Annotated in this window: 17 protein-coding genes; 8 read left to right on the forward strand and 9 right to left on the reverse strand. The window is 59.1% G+C overall.

What is annotated here, in order from left to right; genetic code table 11:
* Nucleotide 1 precedes the first annotated feature (1 nt).
* Nucleotides 2–2284, reverse strand: a complete 2283-nt coding sequence (locus CDQ92_RS10950; protein WP_088441371.1) for a type IV secretion system DNA-binding domain-containing protein — start codon at nucleotides 2282–2284, stop codon at nucleotides 2–4.
* Nucleotides 2274–2564 (reverse strand): hypothetical protein, encoded by a 291-nt coding sequence (locus CDQ92_RS10955; protein ID WP_088441372.1) that lies wholly within the window; start codon nucleotides 2562–2564, stop codon nucleotides 2274–2276. Before CDQ92_RS10955 ends, CDQ92_RS10950 begins: the two co-directional genes overlap by 11 nt.
* A gap of 745 nt (nucleotides 2565–3309) precedes the next feature.
* Here CDQ92_RS10955 and CDQ92_RS10965 point away from each other — a divergent pair.
* Both CDQ92_RS10965 and CDQ92_RS10970 read left to right on the forward strand, forming a co-directional pair.
* Nucleotides 3310–3894, forward strand: coding sequence for a hypothetical protein (locus CDQ92_RS10965; RefSeq protein ID WP_144035749.1), 585 nt, complete (start codon nucleotides 3310–3312; stop codon nucleotides 3892–3894).
* Between the two features lie 10 nt (nucleotides 3895–3904).
* Entirely contained in the window at nucleotides 3905–4156 is a 252-nt protein-coding gene (locus tag CDQ92_RS10970; RefSeq protein WP_088441375.1) for a sigma-70 family RNA polymerase sigma factor, read from the forward strand.
* A gap of 23 nt (nucleotides 4157–4179) precedes the next feature.
* Here the strand turns inward: CDQ92_RS10970 and CDQ92_RS10975 are convergent, their stop codons facing one another.
* The 3 genes from CDQ92_RS10975 to CDQ92_RS21675 form a co-directional block, all read right to left on the reverse strand.
* Nucleotides 4180–4938 (reverse strand): HNH endonuclease, encoded by a 759-nt coding sequence (locus CDQ92_RS10975; RefSeq protein WP_088441376.1) that lies wholly within the window; start codon nucleotides 4936–4938, stop codon nucleotides 4180–4182.
* Between the two features lie 207 nt (nucleotides 4939–5145).
* Nucleotides 5146–5382 (reverse strand): sigma factor-like helix-turn-helix DNA-binding protein, encoded by a 237-nt coding sequence (locus CDQ92_RS10980; RefSeq protein WP_088441377.1) that lies wholly within the window; start codon nucleotides 5380–5382, stop codon nucleotides 5146–5148.
* The gene (locus CDQ92_RS21675; RefSeq protein WP_308423635.1) at nucleotides 5379–5624 is read right to left on the reverse strand and encodes a zincin-like metallopeptidase domain-containing protein; all 246 of its coding nucleotides are present in this window, start codon (nucleotides 5622–5624) and stop codon (nucleotides 5379–5381) included. The genes CDQ92_RS10980 and CDQ92_RS21675 overlap by 4 nt, the downstream gene beginning before the upstream one ends.
* Before the next feature lie 469 nt (nucleotides 5625–6093).
* Between CDQ92_RS21675 and CDQ92_RS10990 the strand changes: the two genes are divergently transcribed.
* The 6 genes from CDQ92_RS10990 to CDQ92_RS11015 all read left to right on the forward strand — a co-directional run bounded on the left by CDQ92_RS10990 (nucleotide 6094) and on the right by CDQ92_RS11015 (nucleotide 11838).
* The gene (locus CDQ92_RS10990) at nucleotides 6094–6288 is read left to right on the forward strand and encodes a DUF6771 family protein (protein WP_088441378.1); all 195 of its coding nucleotides are present in this window, start codon (nucleotides 6094–6096) and stop codon (nucleotides 6286–6288) included.
* A 117-nt stretch (nucleotides 6289–6405) separates the two neighbouring features.
* Nucleotides 6406–6819 (forward strand): very short patch repair endonuclease, encoded by a 414-nt coding sequence (locus tag CDQ92_RS10995; protein ID WP_088441379.1) that lies wholly within the window; start codon nucleotides 6406–6408, stop codon nucleotides 6817–6819.
* The gene (locus CDQ92_RS11000) at nucleotides 6816–7979 is read left to right on the forward strand and encodes a DNA cytosine methyltransferase (RefSeq protein ID WP_088441380.1); all 1164 of its coding nucleotides are present in this window, start codon (nucleotides 6816–6818) and stop codon (nucleotides 7977–7979) included. Before CDQ92_RS10995 ends, CDQ92_RS11000 begins: the two co-directional genes overlap by 4 nt.
* Entirely contained in the window at nucleotides 7976–8671 is a 696-nt protein-coding gene (locus tag CDQ92_RS11005; RefSeq protein WP_088441381.1) for an Eco29kI family restriction endonuclease, read from the forward strand. Before CDQ92_RS11000 ends, CDQ92_RS11005 begins: the two co-directional genes overlap by 4 nt.
* Before the next feature lie 105 nt (nucleotides 8672–8776).
* Complete coding sequence (locus CDQ92_RS11010; RefSeq protein WP_088441382.1) at nucleotides 8777–9997, forward strand: SIR2 family protein; 1221 nt, start codon at nucleotides 8777–8779, stop codon at nucleotides 9995–9997.
* Entirely contained in the window at nucleotides 9994–11838 is a 1845-nt protein-coding gene (locus CDQ92_RS11015; RefSeq protein WP_088441383.1) for an ATP-binding protein, read from the forward strand. The genes CDQ92_RS11010 and CDQ92_RS11015 overlap by 4 nt, the downstream gene beginning before the upstream one ends.
* Before the next feature lie 133 nt (nucleotides 11839–11971).
* Here CDQ92_RS11015 and CDQ92_RS11020 read toward each other — a convergent pair whose 3' ends face one another.
* The 4 genes from CDQ92_RS11020 to CDQ92_RS11035 all read right to left on the reverse strand — a co-directional run bounded on the left by CDQ92_RS11020 (nucleotide 11972) and on the right by CDQ92_RS11035 (nucleotide 15591).
* A complete protein-coding gene (locus CDQ92_RS11020) occupies nucleotides 11972–13198 on the reverse strand; it encodes a hypothetical protein (protein WP_237246123.1) in 1227 nt (408 codons plus the stop codon).
* 181 nt (nucleotides 13199–13379) lie between these two features.
* Nucleotides 13380–13913, reverse strand: coding sequence for a hypothetical protein (locus tag CDQ92_RS11025; RefSeq protein WP_237246124.1), 534 nt, complete (start codon nucleotides 13911–13913; stop codon nucleotides 13380–13382).
* 52 nt (nucleotides 13914–13965) lie between these two features.
* Nucleotides 13966–14751, reverse strand: coding sequence for a hypothetical protein (locus CDQ92_RS11030; RefSeq protein ID WP_088441385.1), 786 nt, complete (start codon nucleotides 14749–14751; stop codon nucleotides 13966–13968).
* 138 nt (nucleotides 14752–14889) lie between these two features.
* Complete coding sequence (locus CDQ92_RS11035; protein WP_088441386.1) at nucleotides 14890–15591, reverse strand: hypothetical protein; 702 nt, start codon at nucleotides 15589–15591, stop codon at nucleotides 14890–14892.
* Between the last annotated feature and the right edge of the window lie 37 nt (nucleotides 15592–15628).

Consider the following 15628-nt stretch of genomic DNA (forward strand, 5'->3'; position numbering starts at 1 on the left):
CTCAGATGCCGATATCGAGGCCGTCATCCTCTCGCCCGCTTCCGAACGCCTGTCGCAGTTCGAAAAGCGTCAAATCCTCCGGAACAGGCGGCGCCCCGACCTGTCCCTTGGGACCGGAATCCCGGCTCGGCGCTGGCGCTTCAGCCTCCGCCGATGGCTTGCCTGCGTACCGCGCCGGCGCTTCGCTCGCGGGTGCCGGCGCCCCGCCCGGCGCGCCCGTGGTCGGCGCCGTCTCCTCGCTCGGCTCTGGCTCGGCAGAGAGGATACGGGCGGCCAGATCGCGCGCGACATTGCGCGGTTCGGCCTCACCCTCCGACACCTGCGATGCGCCATCCCGTCCGCCCGCTTCGCCATCCTCCTCTTGACCGAACGCCTCTTCGGCGCGCTTCGAGCGGACCGGGCTGACATCGGCGCGCGCGACATGGCCCTCGGCCACGGCCGGATAGTCCTTCCACTCGAGGAGGATGCGCGCGGCGGGAAAGCCGTCGGGGAATTTCACGAACCCGTGAAGCGCGGGCAAATTGGTGATGTCGTCGGCGATCACGAGCGGCTCGACTTGCTTGCGAGGAGTCAGCGTCGAGGCGTCGCGCGTGTTGTTATAGCCATAGCTATAGGCCTCATCCATCTGCCGGACTTCGCGGTTGCCGATATAGCGTGCGCATTGCTCCGCGGTGTCCAGATCCGCGGTCGCAAGAATGAGCTTGGTGCGCGCGAGCGAGGCGAGATTGCGCGCACCCTGCTCGCCATAAACCTCGACCAGCTTTTCGAAACTATGGATGCCGAGGACCATCGCACCGCCGAAGGCGCGGCCCGTCTGGAGCCCGTTCTCGATCGCGGGCAATCGGTGCAGCGCACCAAGCTCGTCGAACATGAACCATGTGCGCAGGGACCGCGTGCGCGGGAGGGTCATGAGGCGGTTGATGGCAAGGTCCATCCAGAGCGTCAGAAGCGCCCTGTTCATCGGCAGATCGATATAGTTGGAGGTCACGAACAGGATCGCTCCGGGCTTCTTGTCACCGGTAATCCAGTCCCGGATCGAGAAGGGCTCCCCCTCATCCGGCAGAAAGCGCAGGACCTGCGCATTGGTGTTCATGACGGCACGGATGGATTCCGCCATACGCGCAGCTTCGGGTGCAGTCAGCGGGTCGGCGATGGTGTTCGCGAGGAAGCGATGCACGCGCTTCAGATCCGCGGTCATCAGATTTTCCGAAAGCGCGAGGTTGGTTGTCTGCCCGCGCTCCTGGAGGCGCATGCACATCTCGATGAAGAGAGTGCGTGCAGCGAGAGCCCAGAAGGGTTCCGAGGACCCGCCATCGGATGGAATAAGCGCGGCGGCCGCGGCCGTGAACTCGCTATGGGTCCGGCAGTCGTTGAAGATCGACCAGGACGGGCACCGCGCATCCATCGGATTGAGGATCGTGTCGCGCGCCGGGTCGTAGAAGGCCTCGACATAGGCGCCGGTGAGATCGAAGATCACCGCCGTGTCCTGGCGCGCGCGCATCTGCGCGACGAGGCTCCTGAGTTCCGTGGTCTTGCCCGATCCCGTCGTGCCGATGAGCATGACATGCGACTGCTCGGTGCGGTGCGGAAAGGGAATCCCGGCGAGCAGATAAGGGTGGTGGATGCCAGCTTCCTTGCGGGCACGGAACGGCATCGCGAGCACCGCGGCAGGCGAGTGCCCGGGGCAATGCGCATGCACATCCTCCTCGTACCGGGCCTGGTTATGTTCGAGGATCTCAGCGCGCAGGAGCGCGCGGTCGACGAGCATGGCGCCGCGCTCGTGGCGCTCCTGCAGGATGGACCGGCCCCGCCGATGCGATAGGTCGATGAACCATATCGCCGTCGGGATCGCGATGAAAATCGAGATGAGGAAAGCGCCCAGAAGACCGCGCGTTGCGGTATCCCAGGCCCTGATGACTTCGGGGATATAGGGGACCGCCTGCATGACCGTGCGCTCGATCTCGCCGGTTGGCAGCGTGACATTCACCCGCTTGGCGGGATCGAGGTCGACCCAACCCCAAAAGGCCGAATAGATCTTCATGCAGACAAGCTGGAATCCGTGCTCGTCGAGCTTGATCGACATGATGATGAGCCAGGCCGCAACGAACAGGAAGAACCACAGGATCACGGGCAACCGCGCGCCCGAGATCCACATCAGGAGTTCATGGGTCAGGAGCTGGCTGCCGCGCGTGAAATTCCCGGCATTGCGCTGGACGTTTCCGCGCGCCGAATGATGAGTCAGAGGGATGGGCCGACCGTCCGAGCGGATGTCCTCATGCGCCATGGAACTGCTCCAGTCGCCGGTCGGTTTCCGCCACCAGGCGGTCACGATATTCAGGGAATTGCTCGCGGATGATGATGTCGAGCGCGAGGTGCTGATACTCGCCGATGCGGGCCATGCGCCGACAGCTCGACGCAAGCAGATCGCTCCCCGCGAGATACCGGTCAACGGCGGCCCGGATGATGTCCGAAGGCGTGCAGTCGCCTTCTGCGGCGAGCAGCACGATCCGCTCATATTTGGCGCGGTCGAGCCGCACCGTGCAATGCTTGTTGGGAGTAGACAAACCAGGCCTCCTGGCAGGGAGGCTGGCGGGGTCTCAGGAACTGCTGGCGATTATAGCGGAATTTGGCACGGCGAACAAGATTGCCGTGGCCGGCGCGGGAGCCGTGTTCCGGGCGAACACGCCAAGGCCCCGCGTTTCCGGGACTTCTCGCCAATCCCTTGGCTGTCCCACGAGAGCACACGTCTGACACCTAGCATATCACGCTGATTTATAAGCGAAACCAGGCACCTTCAGGTGCGTTCGGTGTGTCTTTGAATTTAGGCATAATCCAGCACTCCTTTCGCACCTCATTTTGTCGTGAAAATGGCGGAAATCTGCGCTTCCGGCGGGGTTCTTCCTAGACCACCGGGCGCTTGAACGACAGCTATTTTCGGGTCCAAAATGGAAATCCGAAAGCAAATAGCCATCACAAGGCTCGATATTGCCCCGGAAATCAGCAGCATGCGCCAAATACGATTCCGAAGTTCCCCGACCTTGCTCCAGACGCACGGCCTGCTAGGGATATGGGGCGCTGCGCAAAGGGCAGCGCCGGACCTCGCAAGTCTGTTACTCAAGCACCTCGGAAAACTCATTTTCCGGGCTGCCGTCGCGCATGTCCAGACCTTCGGGTTAAAGGTGGCGGCGCATGTGAGTAACATGTTGCGAAGCCCGGCGGCTCCCGCGCCCAGTGCGCGGGAGTTCGGGAGCCTTCGCCGCGTCGCTCCGTTCTCCATATCCAGTCGTCGCACGCGGGCCGGAGAGAACGATGCCGGACCATCAAGGCACACCGCAGAATTGGCGTTTCGAGCCGCCAGAAATTGACCCCGGCGACATGGGGGCGTGGGAGCGGTTGAAGCGCGAACTGCCGGACGGTTGGGAACCGCTGACTGTCCAGCGGACGGCATATAAGCGCGCGCTCGGAGAGGTCCGTTTTCGCAACGCGATCGCTTCACTAGAAGCTATCGATCCCGATGCGGACCATGTCACCCCTACACTCTATTACGGGGCGGGCATTGCCGCACAGATGGGCCTTACGGCCTATCTGCTTGAACGCGGCTTTGACGACCATTGGTGTGCTAGAAATGTGGGCCTTCGGATCACTACCGCACTGGACTGGGCGAATGCCGCTGGCCTGAACCACGCGAACCCTTCAATCTGTCGGTTGGCAATCGTTCTCACACCTTATTGGAAGTGGCGACGGTTCTGGAAAAGCGAGATTTTGCGCAGTGCCGATTGTGGATTTAGGCCGGGGGACGTTCACGCCATTATCGATAATCTGCTGGACCACATCTGTAATGCAACTGGGTTTGAATATCCGGTCGCGGACAGTCCGCGCCGCGAGCAACTTTGACTAGACCAGCGTGGAACCGTCCCCAATTAGCGGATCTGAACGCGACGAGTTCATTCGTCGTTTCGAGCAGGCGTTGAGCGAGCTTCCCGAACGACAGCGAGAAATCTTTAGGCTGAGTGCGAAGGAGGATCTGACCTATCCGGAAATCGCCGACCGCCTTGGGATCAAAGCCTCCGTGGTTGCGCATCATCTGGCGAAGGCGTTGCGCTATCTCGACGGCCGCGTGATGCAGACGACGGGAACAGATCCCGCGCGAATGTGATGCACGTCGGGATAAAATCCGCACTAGGCACGAATAGCGCGTTGATAGAGCGGCGAAACCGGTACGTTTCCGGCCGACTTCTTGAGATTGCACGGTTCGCAGAGCAATTGGAGATTGGTGACGTCATTGGCGCCGAAACGGGCAAGGGGCACGATATGATCGTACCGCTCCGTTTCCAGCTGATTGATAAGCGCGGCCAAGCTTCGTTTGCAGGATCGGCACTCGCCTTTGTCACGATAAAAGATTGCGCGACGCGCCCAGATCGGGATTTTTGCGCGTTTTAGCGTCCCGGAGCGGGTCTTGTTTTTTTCTCCGAAGCCGGAATACTCAATATAGCCCGCACAGAGCCGATTGAATTTTTGGAGGAAGCCGACGTCGTTGAAGAGGACATGAAAAACCTCGTCTACAAGCTCATCGATTGCCTCGTGGAAACGATCGGATTCCGCGACGAAGCTCCAAAAGCTCTCCTCGTCCTCCAGCGCGCTTTCAGGGTATTCGACGCCATAGAGATCTAGGAATTTGCGCAGGAAACGACAGACAAGGTCGCCTCGCGCCACCTCCTCGGTGACAATTGGCACCGAAACCTCCCGAATGAAATCATGCAGATTGGTGTGCCGGTTGAAGGGTCGCATCAGCGATAGGGCCCGCATGTCGCCAAGTATGTCTTCGATCCCTCGAAGAAAGGCTCCAGGCGTCGAAACGACGTTAAAAACGGCATTTGCTAGATAGTAAACACTGAAACCGCGCGCCTCATAATAGTTCTCCACGCGCACGTCGCTCATCGTGAATTACGCCGCTTTTCCTGTGTCCGACAAGGACGCCCGCTTTCTCGCGATGCTGGCGAATGCGGTTCACGCATCGGCACGGATCGCAGCCTCAAGCTCTCGCTGTTTGGCGGCAGCAGATGGACAATTTCGGTGCGCATTAGATACATCCTAGCAAAGGCTTTATCGCGATGCCCAGCCTAAACCGGGCACCGCGAACAATCGTCATCGCGGAGACGGCGGGATGTCACCATCGCCATCAAGTGCGGCGCCAAGCTCGGCCAGCGCCTCGGCGAGATTCCGCTTCACTTGCGCGATGTCGATGCCAAGGCGAGCGGCGATCTGGCCATACCGTAGCCCATCGCTGGCGCTGAGCCGATAGACCGAGCGCCGGGGTTCGGGCATTGCGGCCAGCGCGAGGTGAAGCCGTTCGATCTCGGCGGGTGAAGGCCAGTCCATCATTGCCCCGCCCCCTTCTCTTCACCCTCGCCAGCGCGGAAGGCGAGCGAATAGTCGGCGGCCTTGCCGGCCTGCGATGCGGCGCGAAAGATCGCGCGGGCGTCGTCTTCGAGCAAGACGAGCCATGGCCCGATATAATCAGAATGTCGGACGGTCGGCACGATGCCGAGTTCGGCGATGTTCCGACCGGTCACCTCGGCGTAGAGGCCATTCACCGGGCGCTGTGCATGATAGGAAGGCGTCATCTTCTCGCTCCTTTCAAACCACTGCACCCGGCGCAGGAATGGCGGGGTGGGCGGCAGGAGCGGACCGGCAGTCCCGCAGGAGCGGCGGGCCGCACCCGCAGGGGCCAACGCAGTGCCGAACCCGATCTTGCTCGGGTTGCAGCTCGCCGCGGTGGGACTAGAGGGCCGCGACGCCCACCCCGCTATTCTGAAGCCGGAGGCCAACGCCATCGCGTCCGCTCGATGTCCGTGTGCCGGAAGGCCCGGCCCACGTCAGCGATTGTCACCCGCAGGGACGAGACGCCGCAGGTGGCTCGGTGAAGCGCAGCGGAATAGAGCGCGGCACCCGAAGGGTGGGACGTTAACCGATCCCCCTCAGCTAAGAATGCGAGCTGAATGCGCGCGCATCCGCCAGCAGCTATCGCCTCAGCTGACCGCAAGTCGCCAAATCGCGATTGCTATTATGTTCTCTCTATGTTCTCATCTTGGCATGATTCGAGTCGATACAACCCTTATAGCGGACGCATTGCTTACCGCTCCCGGCTGGGCTCGCGTGGGCATCACCGAGCCGTCGGAACATTTGCGCCGAGATGCCGCGGAAGAGCTAGCGCGGGCCGTCGCCGCCTCTCTGGCCGATGATGACGAGACGCTTGATCATTCCGATCAATTGGCGCTGGCGTTGTAATGCCAAGCGCCGTCCAAGTTGCGGGATGGAAGCCTAGCGTGTTCTGCCTGTTTCGGGATATTAGCCGTGCATGGTCGGCAAGCCCGCGCCTTTATCCAGCTCACGGAGCATTCACCGATGGATACCTTGACGCCAGCGGCGCGAGGCGAGCGTATGAGCCGGGTCCGTGGAAAGGACACGAAGCCCGAATTGCTGGTTCGGAGCTTGATACACCGCATGGGTTTTCGGTTCAGGCTGCATCGGCGCGATCTTCCCGGCAGTCCCGATCTTGCTTTCCCGTCACGGCGCAAGGTGATCTTCGTGCACGGCTGCTATTGGCACCGCCACCCCGACCCCTATTGCAAATTGGCTCGATTGCCAAAATCTAGGCTGGATTTTTGGCTGCCAAAGCTCGAAGGAAATCGACAACGCGATTTGCGGAACATCGATGCGCTAGATCGTTTGGGTTGGGGGGTCTTGGTGATATGGGAATGCGAGCTAAAGAACGTGGCCTCCCTAGAATTGAAGATTCGGACATTCTTGAAAACATGAAATCGGTTGAGCTGTTCGCGGGCGCTGGTGGGCTGGGTATCGGCCTCCATCAAGCGGGTTTTTCTCCTCTCAATGTCATTGAGTGGGATCGGTATTGTTGTGACACGCTCCGCGAAAATCTCGCGAGACGGGTCAAATCCCTGAAAGACTGGGGCGAGATCACGGAAGGTGACGTGCGCATCGTCGACTTCAAGCGCTACGAGGGCAAGGTTCAGCTCATTTCCGGCGGACCGCCCTGCCAGCCTTTCTCGCTTGGTGGGAAGCATCAGGCGTATGACGACACCCGCGACATGTTCCCGCAAGCTATCCGGGCGGTTCGCGACGCGAAACCGAAGGCCTTCATTTTCGAGAATGTGAAAGGGCTGACGCGGGCGACCTTCCGCAACTATTTCGAATATGTCCGGCTCCAGCTCGAGCATCCGACCGTGACCGCCAAGGACCAAGAGGATTGGATGTCTCACTTGGCCCGACTCGAGCGTCATCACACCAGCGGCGCGCGGCCCGACTTGCACTACCGGGTCGTCACGCGGCTTTTGAACGCCGCCGACTATGGCGTCCCGCAGCGCCGCGAGCGCGTGATTTTCGTCGGCATTCGCGATGATCTCAACACCGAATGGAGCTTTCCGAAGCCTACACATTCCATCGACGCCCTTTTGTGGGATCAAACGCGGGGCGATTATTGGGATCGTCATCGCGTCGCCAAGCGAGATCGCGGTCTGAACTCGCGTTTCCTCGTTCGCGCGCGAAACTTGGAGGAGAAGCCCAGCGAAGAGTCGTGGCGAACCGTGCGCGATGCCATTGAAGGTCTTCCCGACGCGGAGAAAAACCCCAGCGCCGCCAAGCAGTTCTTGAATCATCGCCAGCAACCCGGCGCTCGGTCCTATCCGGGGCATACCGGAAGTCCGCTCGATGAGGCGGCGAAGACGCTGAAAGCTGGTGTCCATGGCGTACCTGGCGGGGAAAACATGCTTTTCCGGCCGGACGGCACGGTGCGGTATTTCACGGTTCGTGAATCCGCCCGCCTCCAGACGTTCCCCGACGATTTTCTGTTCCATGGTTCTTGGTCGGAAACCATGCGGCAGTTGGGCAACGCGGTCCCCGTGATGCTCGCGCGCAAGGTGGGCGAGAGCGTCGCTGAGCAGTTGAGGCGAGCCGCGTGAGTTCCTCACGCGTTTATAATCCGCTCGATAAAATCAACCTCGCGAAGAGCATTGAACTCGAACTCCTCGCGCGTCCCCCCGTGCCGCTGGCGGAAACGTCCGGCGTCACGGGCGCGGGCGTCTATGTGATTTATTATACGGGCCCGTTCCCGTCCTACGCGGCCATAGCGTCGCCGGCGCCTTCCGATCCGGTCGCGCGTCCCATCTATATCGGCAAGGCCATTCCGCGCGGCGGACGCAAAGGCGGATTGTCCGAAGACGCTTCGGCCAAGGGCGACGCCCTCGCGCAGAGGCTTCGTCAACATGCCGCGTCGATCGCGGAGTGCTCGAATCTCGACCTCGCCGATTTTCACGTCCGCTTTCTCATCGTCGATGATGTGTGGATTCCGCTCGGCGAGAATATGCTCATTGAGACGTTCCGTCCTGTCTGGAACCGGGCCATTGACGGCTTTGGCAACAAGGATCCGGGCAGGCGCCGCAAAACCCAATTCAAATCGCCTTGGGATGTTTTGCATCCGGGACGCTCGGCGGGGATCAACACGACCGACAACGTCGCCTTGACGCCTGAACTGCTCTACCAGCGGATCGACGATTATTTCGCTGGACGTCCTCTCGCGAAACTTCCGAAAGCTATCGCTGATCAAGAAGAAGAGCTGCAGGAAGAGGCGGAGGACGCCGCCGACGAGGCATAAGCTCATAAGCCAAGCCTAAAAAGCGCCATACGCCGCAGCATCTTCCTTGCAGGGATTGCCACAGGTAGCGTTGTACTAGATGACGGCAAGTTAGGGGAGGCCGCCATGGCACATGACGTCGATGTCGCTGAACAGTTTGAAAAGCATTTAAATAGCCCCAAACAAACTTGGCTTCTGGGTGCTGGCGTCAGTTTTTTGGCAAACATTCCTCTAATGTATCCTCTGACAACTCGCGTTCTCGATTTGGCGCGCAACGACCTGTTTGGGGATGACGCGGAGGCGATCCGTGTTCTTGATTTTATCACCAGCGACTGTGGGGAAAGCTCTCACATTGAACATCATCTCACGCACCTTGGCGATCTAATTTCGGTCGCTGAACGCTCCCGAACAGGCGGAATCGAGATCGGCGGCGAACGGATCGGGAAAGAAAAGCTGATCGAGGTGCATCAAGGTTTGGTCCAGAAGATCGCCGTGACTGTGCGGTGGGGATTCAGAGCAGCCCGACAGAATGCGGCTGGAGAGGTTATCGAGGAAGCCCGGATTGGAACCGATGGCTCATCAATCGTGGACATCTCAGGCCATCGGAAGTTCGTCGAAGCCATCTTCGGAGCTAACCGGGCCGGTCTTGATTTTGTTCGAACGCCCGTCGAATTTTTCACCACGAATTATGATACGCTTATCGAGGACGCACTCGCGTTTGCCGGTATCGAGTTCCAAGACGGTTTCGTAGGCGGCGGCGTCGGGTTCTGGAATATGCGAAATTATGCCGCGAACTCAACTACGCGAGCAATTGTCTCCAAACTTCATGGTTCGATCGACTGGTACAGGTCCCATACTGGAAACGCCAATCTCCTGCGGGTGCGGTACGGAGACACCTATCCGGGCGAGGGCGGCTCGGTAATGATTTATCCTCAGGCTACAAAGTATTTGAATACTCAGCGCGACCCATTCGCGGAGATTTTCCAGCGCTTCAGGCAGCGTCTGGCGCAGGGAAGCGACCATGTGCTTCTCGTATGTGGTTATTCGTTTGGCGATGATCACATCAATGCCGAAATCGAAATCGCGATGTCGTCCGGCAAGAATCAGCTCACCATTGTAGCGTTCGTCGATGAGCCAAATGACGAACTTCCGCTGACGCTGCGCACTTGGCTATTGGAACCATGGGGACAGCGGATTTTCATCGCCAGCCCAAAGGGAATCTACCAAGGATCGAATGGTCCGTTTTTCCCAATTACCGACGGAAAACGAGATTGGTGGACTTTTGACGGGGCCGCGAATCTTTTCGCGGCAGGCCTGCCAAAAGATGTCCAGGAGGCAATGGCATGAGCGCGTTCCTTCTCGATGCTGATCTCGAGATCGGTACGGTGTTCGAGGTGGCTGGTGGCGCCATCAAAATTGCCCTCAAACGCGACATCACGGAACTGACACGAAGCCATAGCGGGCGCGTCTATGACGTGGGACAGATTGGCAGCATCGTCAAAATGCATCTCGGCCGAAAAGTCCTTTTCGCGACCGTGAGGTTGTTACGATTACAATCCGACGAAGAGGCCGCAGCTCTGTCGCCTCAGCAGGGCAAAGCTCTCGATCAAGATCGCAGGGTTATCGAGGCTGACTTACTCGGCGAGGCGTGGTTCAACGCAGCGGAGAATGAGCTATCATTCAAGCGCGGCGTGTCCACATATCCGTTGCCGCTGCAAACGGTCCATCTCATCACGAAGGAAGAGACTGACAAGCTCTTCGCCAGCGCGGAGAAAGCATCGGAGGACGGGCCGAACCGGCTGGTACCAATCGGCACCTATGTTGGCGCGACGAGGGTGCCCTGTCGCGCGAATATGGACAAACTTTTTGGTCATCATTGCGCGATTCTCGGATCGACGGGTTCGGGCAAATCGAGCGCCGTTGCCGCCGTCATCCATTCTATCCTCGAACATCAATGTCGGCCGGACCAGGAAACCCGCCCTTGCATCATCCTCATCGATCCCCATGGGGAGTATGCGTCAGCCTTTAACGGCAAGGCGAAAGTGTTTCGCGCCTACGACGCGCTCGGTCAAAACCCCGAGGGCATCTCGACTTTGAAATTGCCTTATTGGTTAATGTCGAGCGACGAATTTCGTTCGCTGGTGATTGGCAAAACAGAATTCGAAGCAACGTCGCAAGCCAATACCGTTTATAAGGCGCTTGCCCATGCGCGCATGGTCGGCGCGGGATTGGCGCGAAGCGCGGTCGGGGATATCCCCGCCGATCTCCCCGCCGGACAGCACCCCGAACAACCCGTGCCCTTAGCTGGGGTGAATGAAGATCAGCTCGCAGCTTTCGACCGCGACAAGCCCCGCCCGTTCACGCTGGCCGAATTTCACGCTCATATAACGGGTCGGCAAGCCAAGCGACTGCAAGGCGCCGCATGGAGCGACGTAACCCCTTCCGACTTTCAGAAGGACTATGCTTCGATCCTGAACAAATTCCGTGTATTAACGACCGATCCTCGGGTTCGTTTTCTGATGGAAGAACACGGACCCGGTGCCCCGACACTTTCCGAAATCCTATCCCAATTTCTCAATGTGGACGGCGCGGACGACGCCTGCTTGAAAATTATCGACATTTCGGGCCTGCCGAATGAGGTCGCTGGTCCGCTGACTGGCGCAATCGCCCGCCTTCTCTTTCAGTATAAGCTTCATCAATCGCGAGAAGAGCGTGAACGCGATCCTATATTGTTCGTCTGTGAGGAAGCGCACCGTTACGTGCCAAATCGAGGAGACGCGCAATACGAGGTAGCGCAGACCGCCGTTCGTCGCCTTGCGCGAGAGGGTCGGAAGTATGGGTTAGGGCTGATGCTCGTGTCCCAGCGTCCGTCGGACATAGAAGATACCGTGATCTCGCAATGCAATTCGTGGATCGTCCTGAGGCTGTCGAATAGCCGTGATCAGGAGCACGTCTCGCGGATATTGCCCGACAGCTTGACTGGGATGACCAAGGTGCTTTCATCCTTACCAAGGCAAGAAGCGCTTTTCGTTGGCGAGGCCGCCGCGATACCAGCCAGAATTCGATTGCGAACTCTAACGCGTGAGCAGCTGCCGAACTCGCACGACATCTCGTTCGCCGAAGGTTGGTCGTCGGAAGGAACGACCGCTGAGGGCCTCGCAAGCATCGTCGATCGAATGACTGCGTGATGGACCACCCACCTTTTTAGACACACGCCCCTCTGACCGATTGCTGAAACCGCCGAAAAACCGGCAACTCAAAAGACAGCGTTTGCCTGCCGCAGCAGTCCGCCTCGAAATGATCAAGGCTAAAGCTCGCCTATCAGAAATCCATGTTGGCGTGACGGTCGAACAGCCCGGCTAAGTGACGGGCGAACTCCTCCATGTCGGCGTCCGAGCACATGGCGGCGGCGTAGGAGCCGTCCTTCACACGCGTGAGCACCACGGGAAGCTCATAATCTTGCAGATAAATCTTAGCTGGCGAGCGTACCCCGGTCCAAAGATGAGCTATGAATGCCTTGATCAGATCAATCGAAGGAGCGGTTCTGAAGTCAAGCCCGGAGCCGAAGCGGAACACCGAAGGATTGCGGTTATGCGGCAGGAGCATAGGCACAGCACCGGCACCAGAATGAAAAAGAAGCGCTTCGCCTTCCTTCCCGAATGACCCATGCGCGACAAAATTCCGGAGCTGACGGCGCAGCACAGCGAGGTCGTCATAAAACCTTTTGTCGTCCTTATGAGTAATATCGAGCGCGGCCTTGTATTTGTCCGCCCAGTCGGACTTTGCTAGAGCCGCCACGTCTTCACCTGTGGAGCACAGGCCGCGCAACGTGGCGATGTGAATGAAAACGTGTTCCGTCCAACTGAAAAAGCTTTCGATCGCCGATAGGGCAAACCAGCGAGCTTCACGGGTCAAGTTTTGGGCGGGATAGCGTGTCGACCATGTGTTCGGCCCAGTCTGAGTCCTGATGCGTTCGCCCTTCCGTGCCTCGGCCTCGCTCGTCCGCGCATCAAAAAGACCGAGGTAAAACTCCACGCGCGCGAATAAGGCGCGAGACCGGTTCACGACATTGAGATGGGATTGCTTTGCCGCCTCGCTCGCCCGCCATTCGAAGTATGGCCGGGCGGCCTTCGCTGCTTTGTTGAGACAAGTCGCCACACGCTCCGCGATGGCTTCGGTCTTTGGCTTCTCCATGCCGAAAATGCCAAGACCGAATTTTCGATGCTCGACCAAGAAGGGCGTCCCCTCATAATCGACCGTGACAGACCAAGCCGTTTTGTCCCATTGCCCATTGTTTCGGAATCCAAGCAGGTCAATGAGTAGGAAATACACAAGATAGTAGGGCGGTAGTTTACCGCCCGCGTCGGTCCGCTTAGCCGACATAAAGAGCTGATGGTAAATAGGCTGGTCCAGCTCAGCCTGCTTCAGGGGGCCAATCGCCTTTTGGACCTTCTGCCTGATCTCGTCGATATCCATGCCGAATGATAAGCCCAGCGGGTACAAGTTGCCATGGCCGTTTGCTCGCTGACTGCGGCGGGCGCCGGTCACGCTCGCTTAACAGCTGGCTCGGCTTGCGCAGAACGTCGAATACCATGTCTGCGCCACAAATTTAAGATCGCGGGCGCTTATTATTAAGGCGTCAAAGGGGCATGACGAAAAAATAGTCGGCATATCGGGGCCGCAGGAATAACGGCCAAAGTGGGCAACCCGTTTGGACCAGATCCGGAGCCTAGCTAGCCGGTGGCGTTGACTGATCCCGCCCCCACCGCCAGCAGTCATCTCGCATCTGGTGATGAAATTCGCGCGGGTCACTCACCGAGAGGCCTAGCCGCCTCGCACCGGAAGCGAAGCCAACCAAGGCGTCGTCGCCGAGCTCGCCGTCCATAACGCCAGCCTGATTTACGCACAGCGCTGTCAACATCGGAAGACCGCGCGCGTGGCAAATGTCGAGCAAGCGATCAAGATGGCCATTCGTGCCGTTCATCTGGTGGCGCGCCTGCGACCAATCGACGTCGCTGGCCGCGGCCAGAGCGCCATAAGTCGTACATACTTGGTCGATCGCGGCGGTTTTTAAATGCTCCAGCGATCGGTCAAAGCTGAGCCTATGCTTGGTCTGGGTGCGCCGCGCTCGCTCTTCGAGCAACTGGCCATACAACGGAGCCGCTGTGCCACCCTTCGTCTCATGGTTGCGAATCCAGCTGTCGATCTCCGCGTCGGTCTTCGTCTCGAAACCCACTCCTTCGCCCTCCATCCTGCTCGGCACATCTCGTCATCCGCAATGCGCGCGCAAATTCGAATCTAACCCGAAATGCTGCTTACTTAATCAGCGCCTTCCATTTCTCGGCAATATTCAGCGAACGGCCACGTTCGGAAAGGAACGCCATGGCGGCTTTACGCATCGGGTCTTCGGCCTCGGCAAGCGGCATTGGTCGGCTCGGCGGCTGCGAAGATCCGCCGTGGCGACAGAAGGGCCCAAGATACGCGGGATTGTTGGCGGTAGCGGTGAAATCGCCGAACTTCGCGTTCGACCAACCGGCCTCCTTCGCGATGCGTTTGTCGTCCCATTTATCGTCGCTCATCCAGTCTTTGAAGGCGTAGAGCGTCACATAGGTCAACTTCTGCACACCAACGAATTTCAGAAGATTTTTGGTCACCTGATCGTACCGCGCCAGAAATAGAAGGGTCGAGACAGCATGACCAAATGGGTCGCGGCCGCCGAGGTTCCTTGCGCCCACCATCGACGGCGAGAAAGGCTCCACTCTGACATCGGCTAAGTAATTGCCCCCCGGTCTGAAGGTCGCGTGGCGGTCGTTTTCGTCAGTCAAATTTGTCAGCGGCGGCGCGAAATACGAGGAACCATAAGCGAGATACATCGCGCCATCGAACACCGCCTTCAACGCGGCACTGCGGTCGGCCAAGTCTTCGGGTGTCGCGGCATCGTTGAAGTGCGGGGATGTCCACGCGAAATATTGCGGTTCACCCTCCGTCTCCTCCGGCCAGATGACAACATCAGGACTGACAAAATTTCGGGCGAAGGAGCCGAACCAAGAGGTGTTCGGTTGAAACCAATAATACCATTTGAGCTTTTGCGGGTTCGTCATGCCATAACCATAGCGCCTTGTCCGCGAGCCCTGCCATATCTTTCTAACGCGGTTGCGAAAGCGATCGCCGCGGGCTGGCCCGCGCCAACGCGGCCCGCTTTAGATGCGGCGACGCCCTGCGTCGGCTCTTCGACTGCACTATTTTAGCCGAACTACGATGGGCTTAGCAAACCGATCATCAATCACATGAGCCTCGTCAAATGGAAGTGCTGTCGCTTGCGGCCGAACATTTTCGAGGATGGCGTCCCAGTCCGCGCCGGGCATCGCCATCAGTTCGGCTGATATGAGCAAGATGCCCCCATCGTAGCAATCCTTGTTCTTGTTCTCGAGGCAAGCGCACACCCCTTCCACCACCACCTTTTCGACACCTGCGCGCGTGTGCAGGGTCCGGGGCCTCGCCGTGGCCTTCGCGAAGGCATCCTTCTTGCTCCCGTCGGGCACACCCAAGAAGCCCGGCGAAACCTTTTTACCTTGTCGATATTTCGCCAAGAATACCCTGCCCCGCGCGAGGGAAAGCGTCGCCTCGATACCAGTCACCTCGCCAGTTTCGGCGGACTCGTGCCAAGCATCATAGGGCGCGCTATCGAGCGGAAACCGGATACGGCCCCCAACCCTGCCAGTTGCGCGTAGGAAGTCGCCGATCGGCACAACCTCGTCTGCTAGCTTCTTGTATCGACCGACACGCTCCGCATAGCTCCGCTGTGTTTCCGGCGCGAGGTCGCGCTCGAATAGTGCGTCGAGGGTCTCTAAAAGTGTCTTCACTTCGATGCCGCCTTCCGCAGAGATTCGGGCGTACATCTCCTCAAGCGCCGCGTCGTCGAGTATCGCTTGATCCACCACTGCTTTTCATCCTCTCTCGGCCGATCGCTTCCCTGCT

The sequence above is a fragment of the Sphingopyxis bauzanensis genome, assembly GCF_002205675.1.
Taxonomy (GTDB): domain Bacteria; phylum Pseudomonadota; class Alphaproteobacteria; order Sphingomonadales; family Sphingomonadaceae; genus Sphingopyxis; species Sphingopyxis bauzanensis.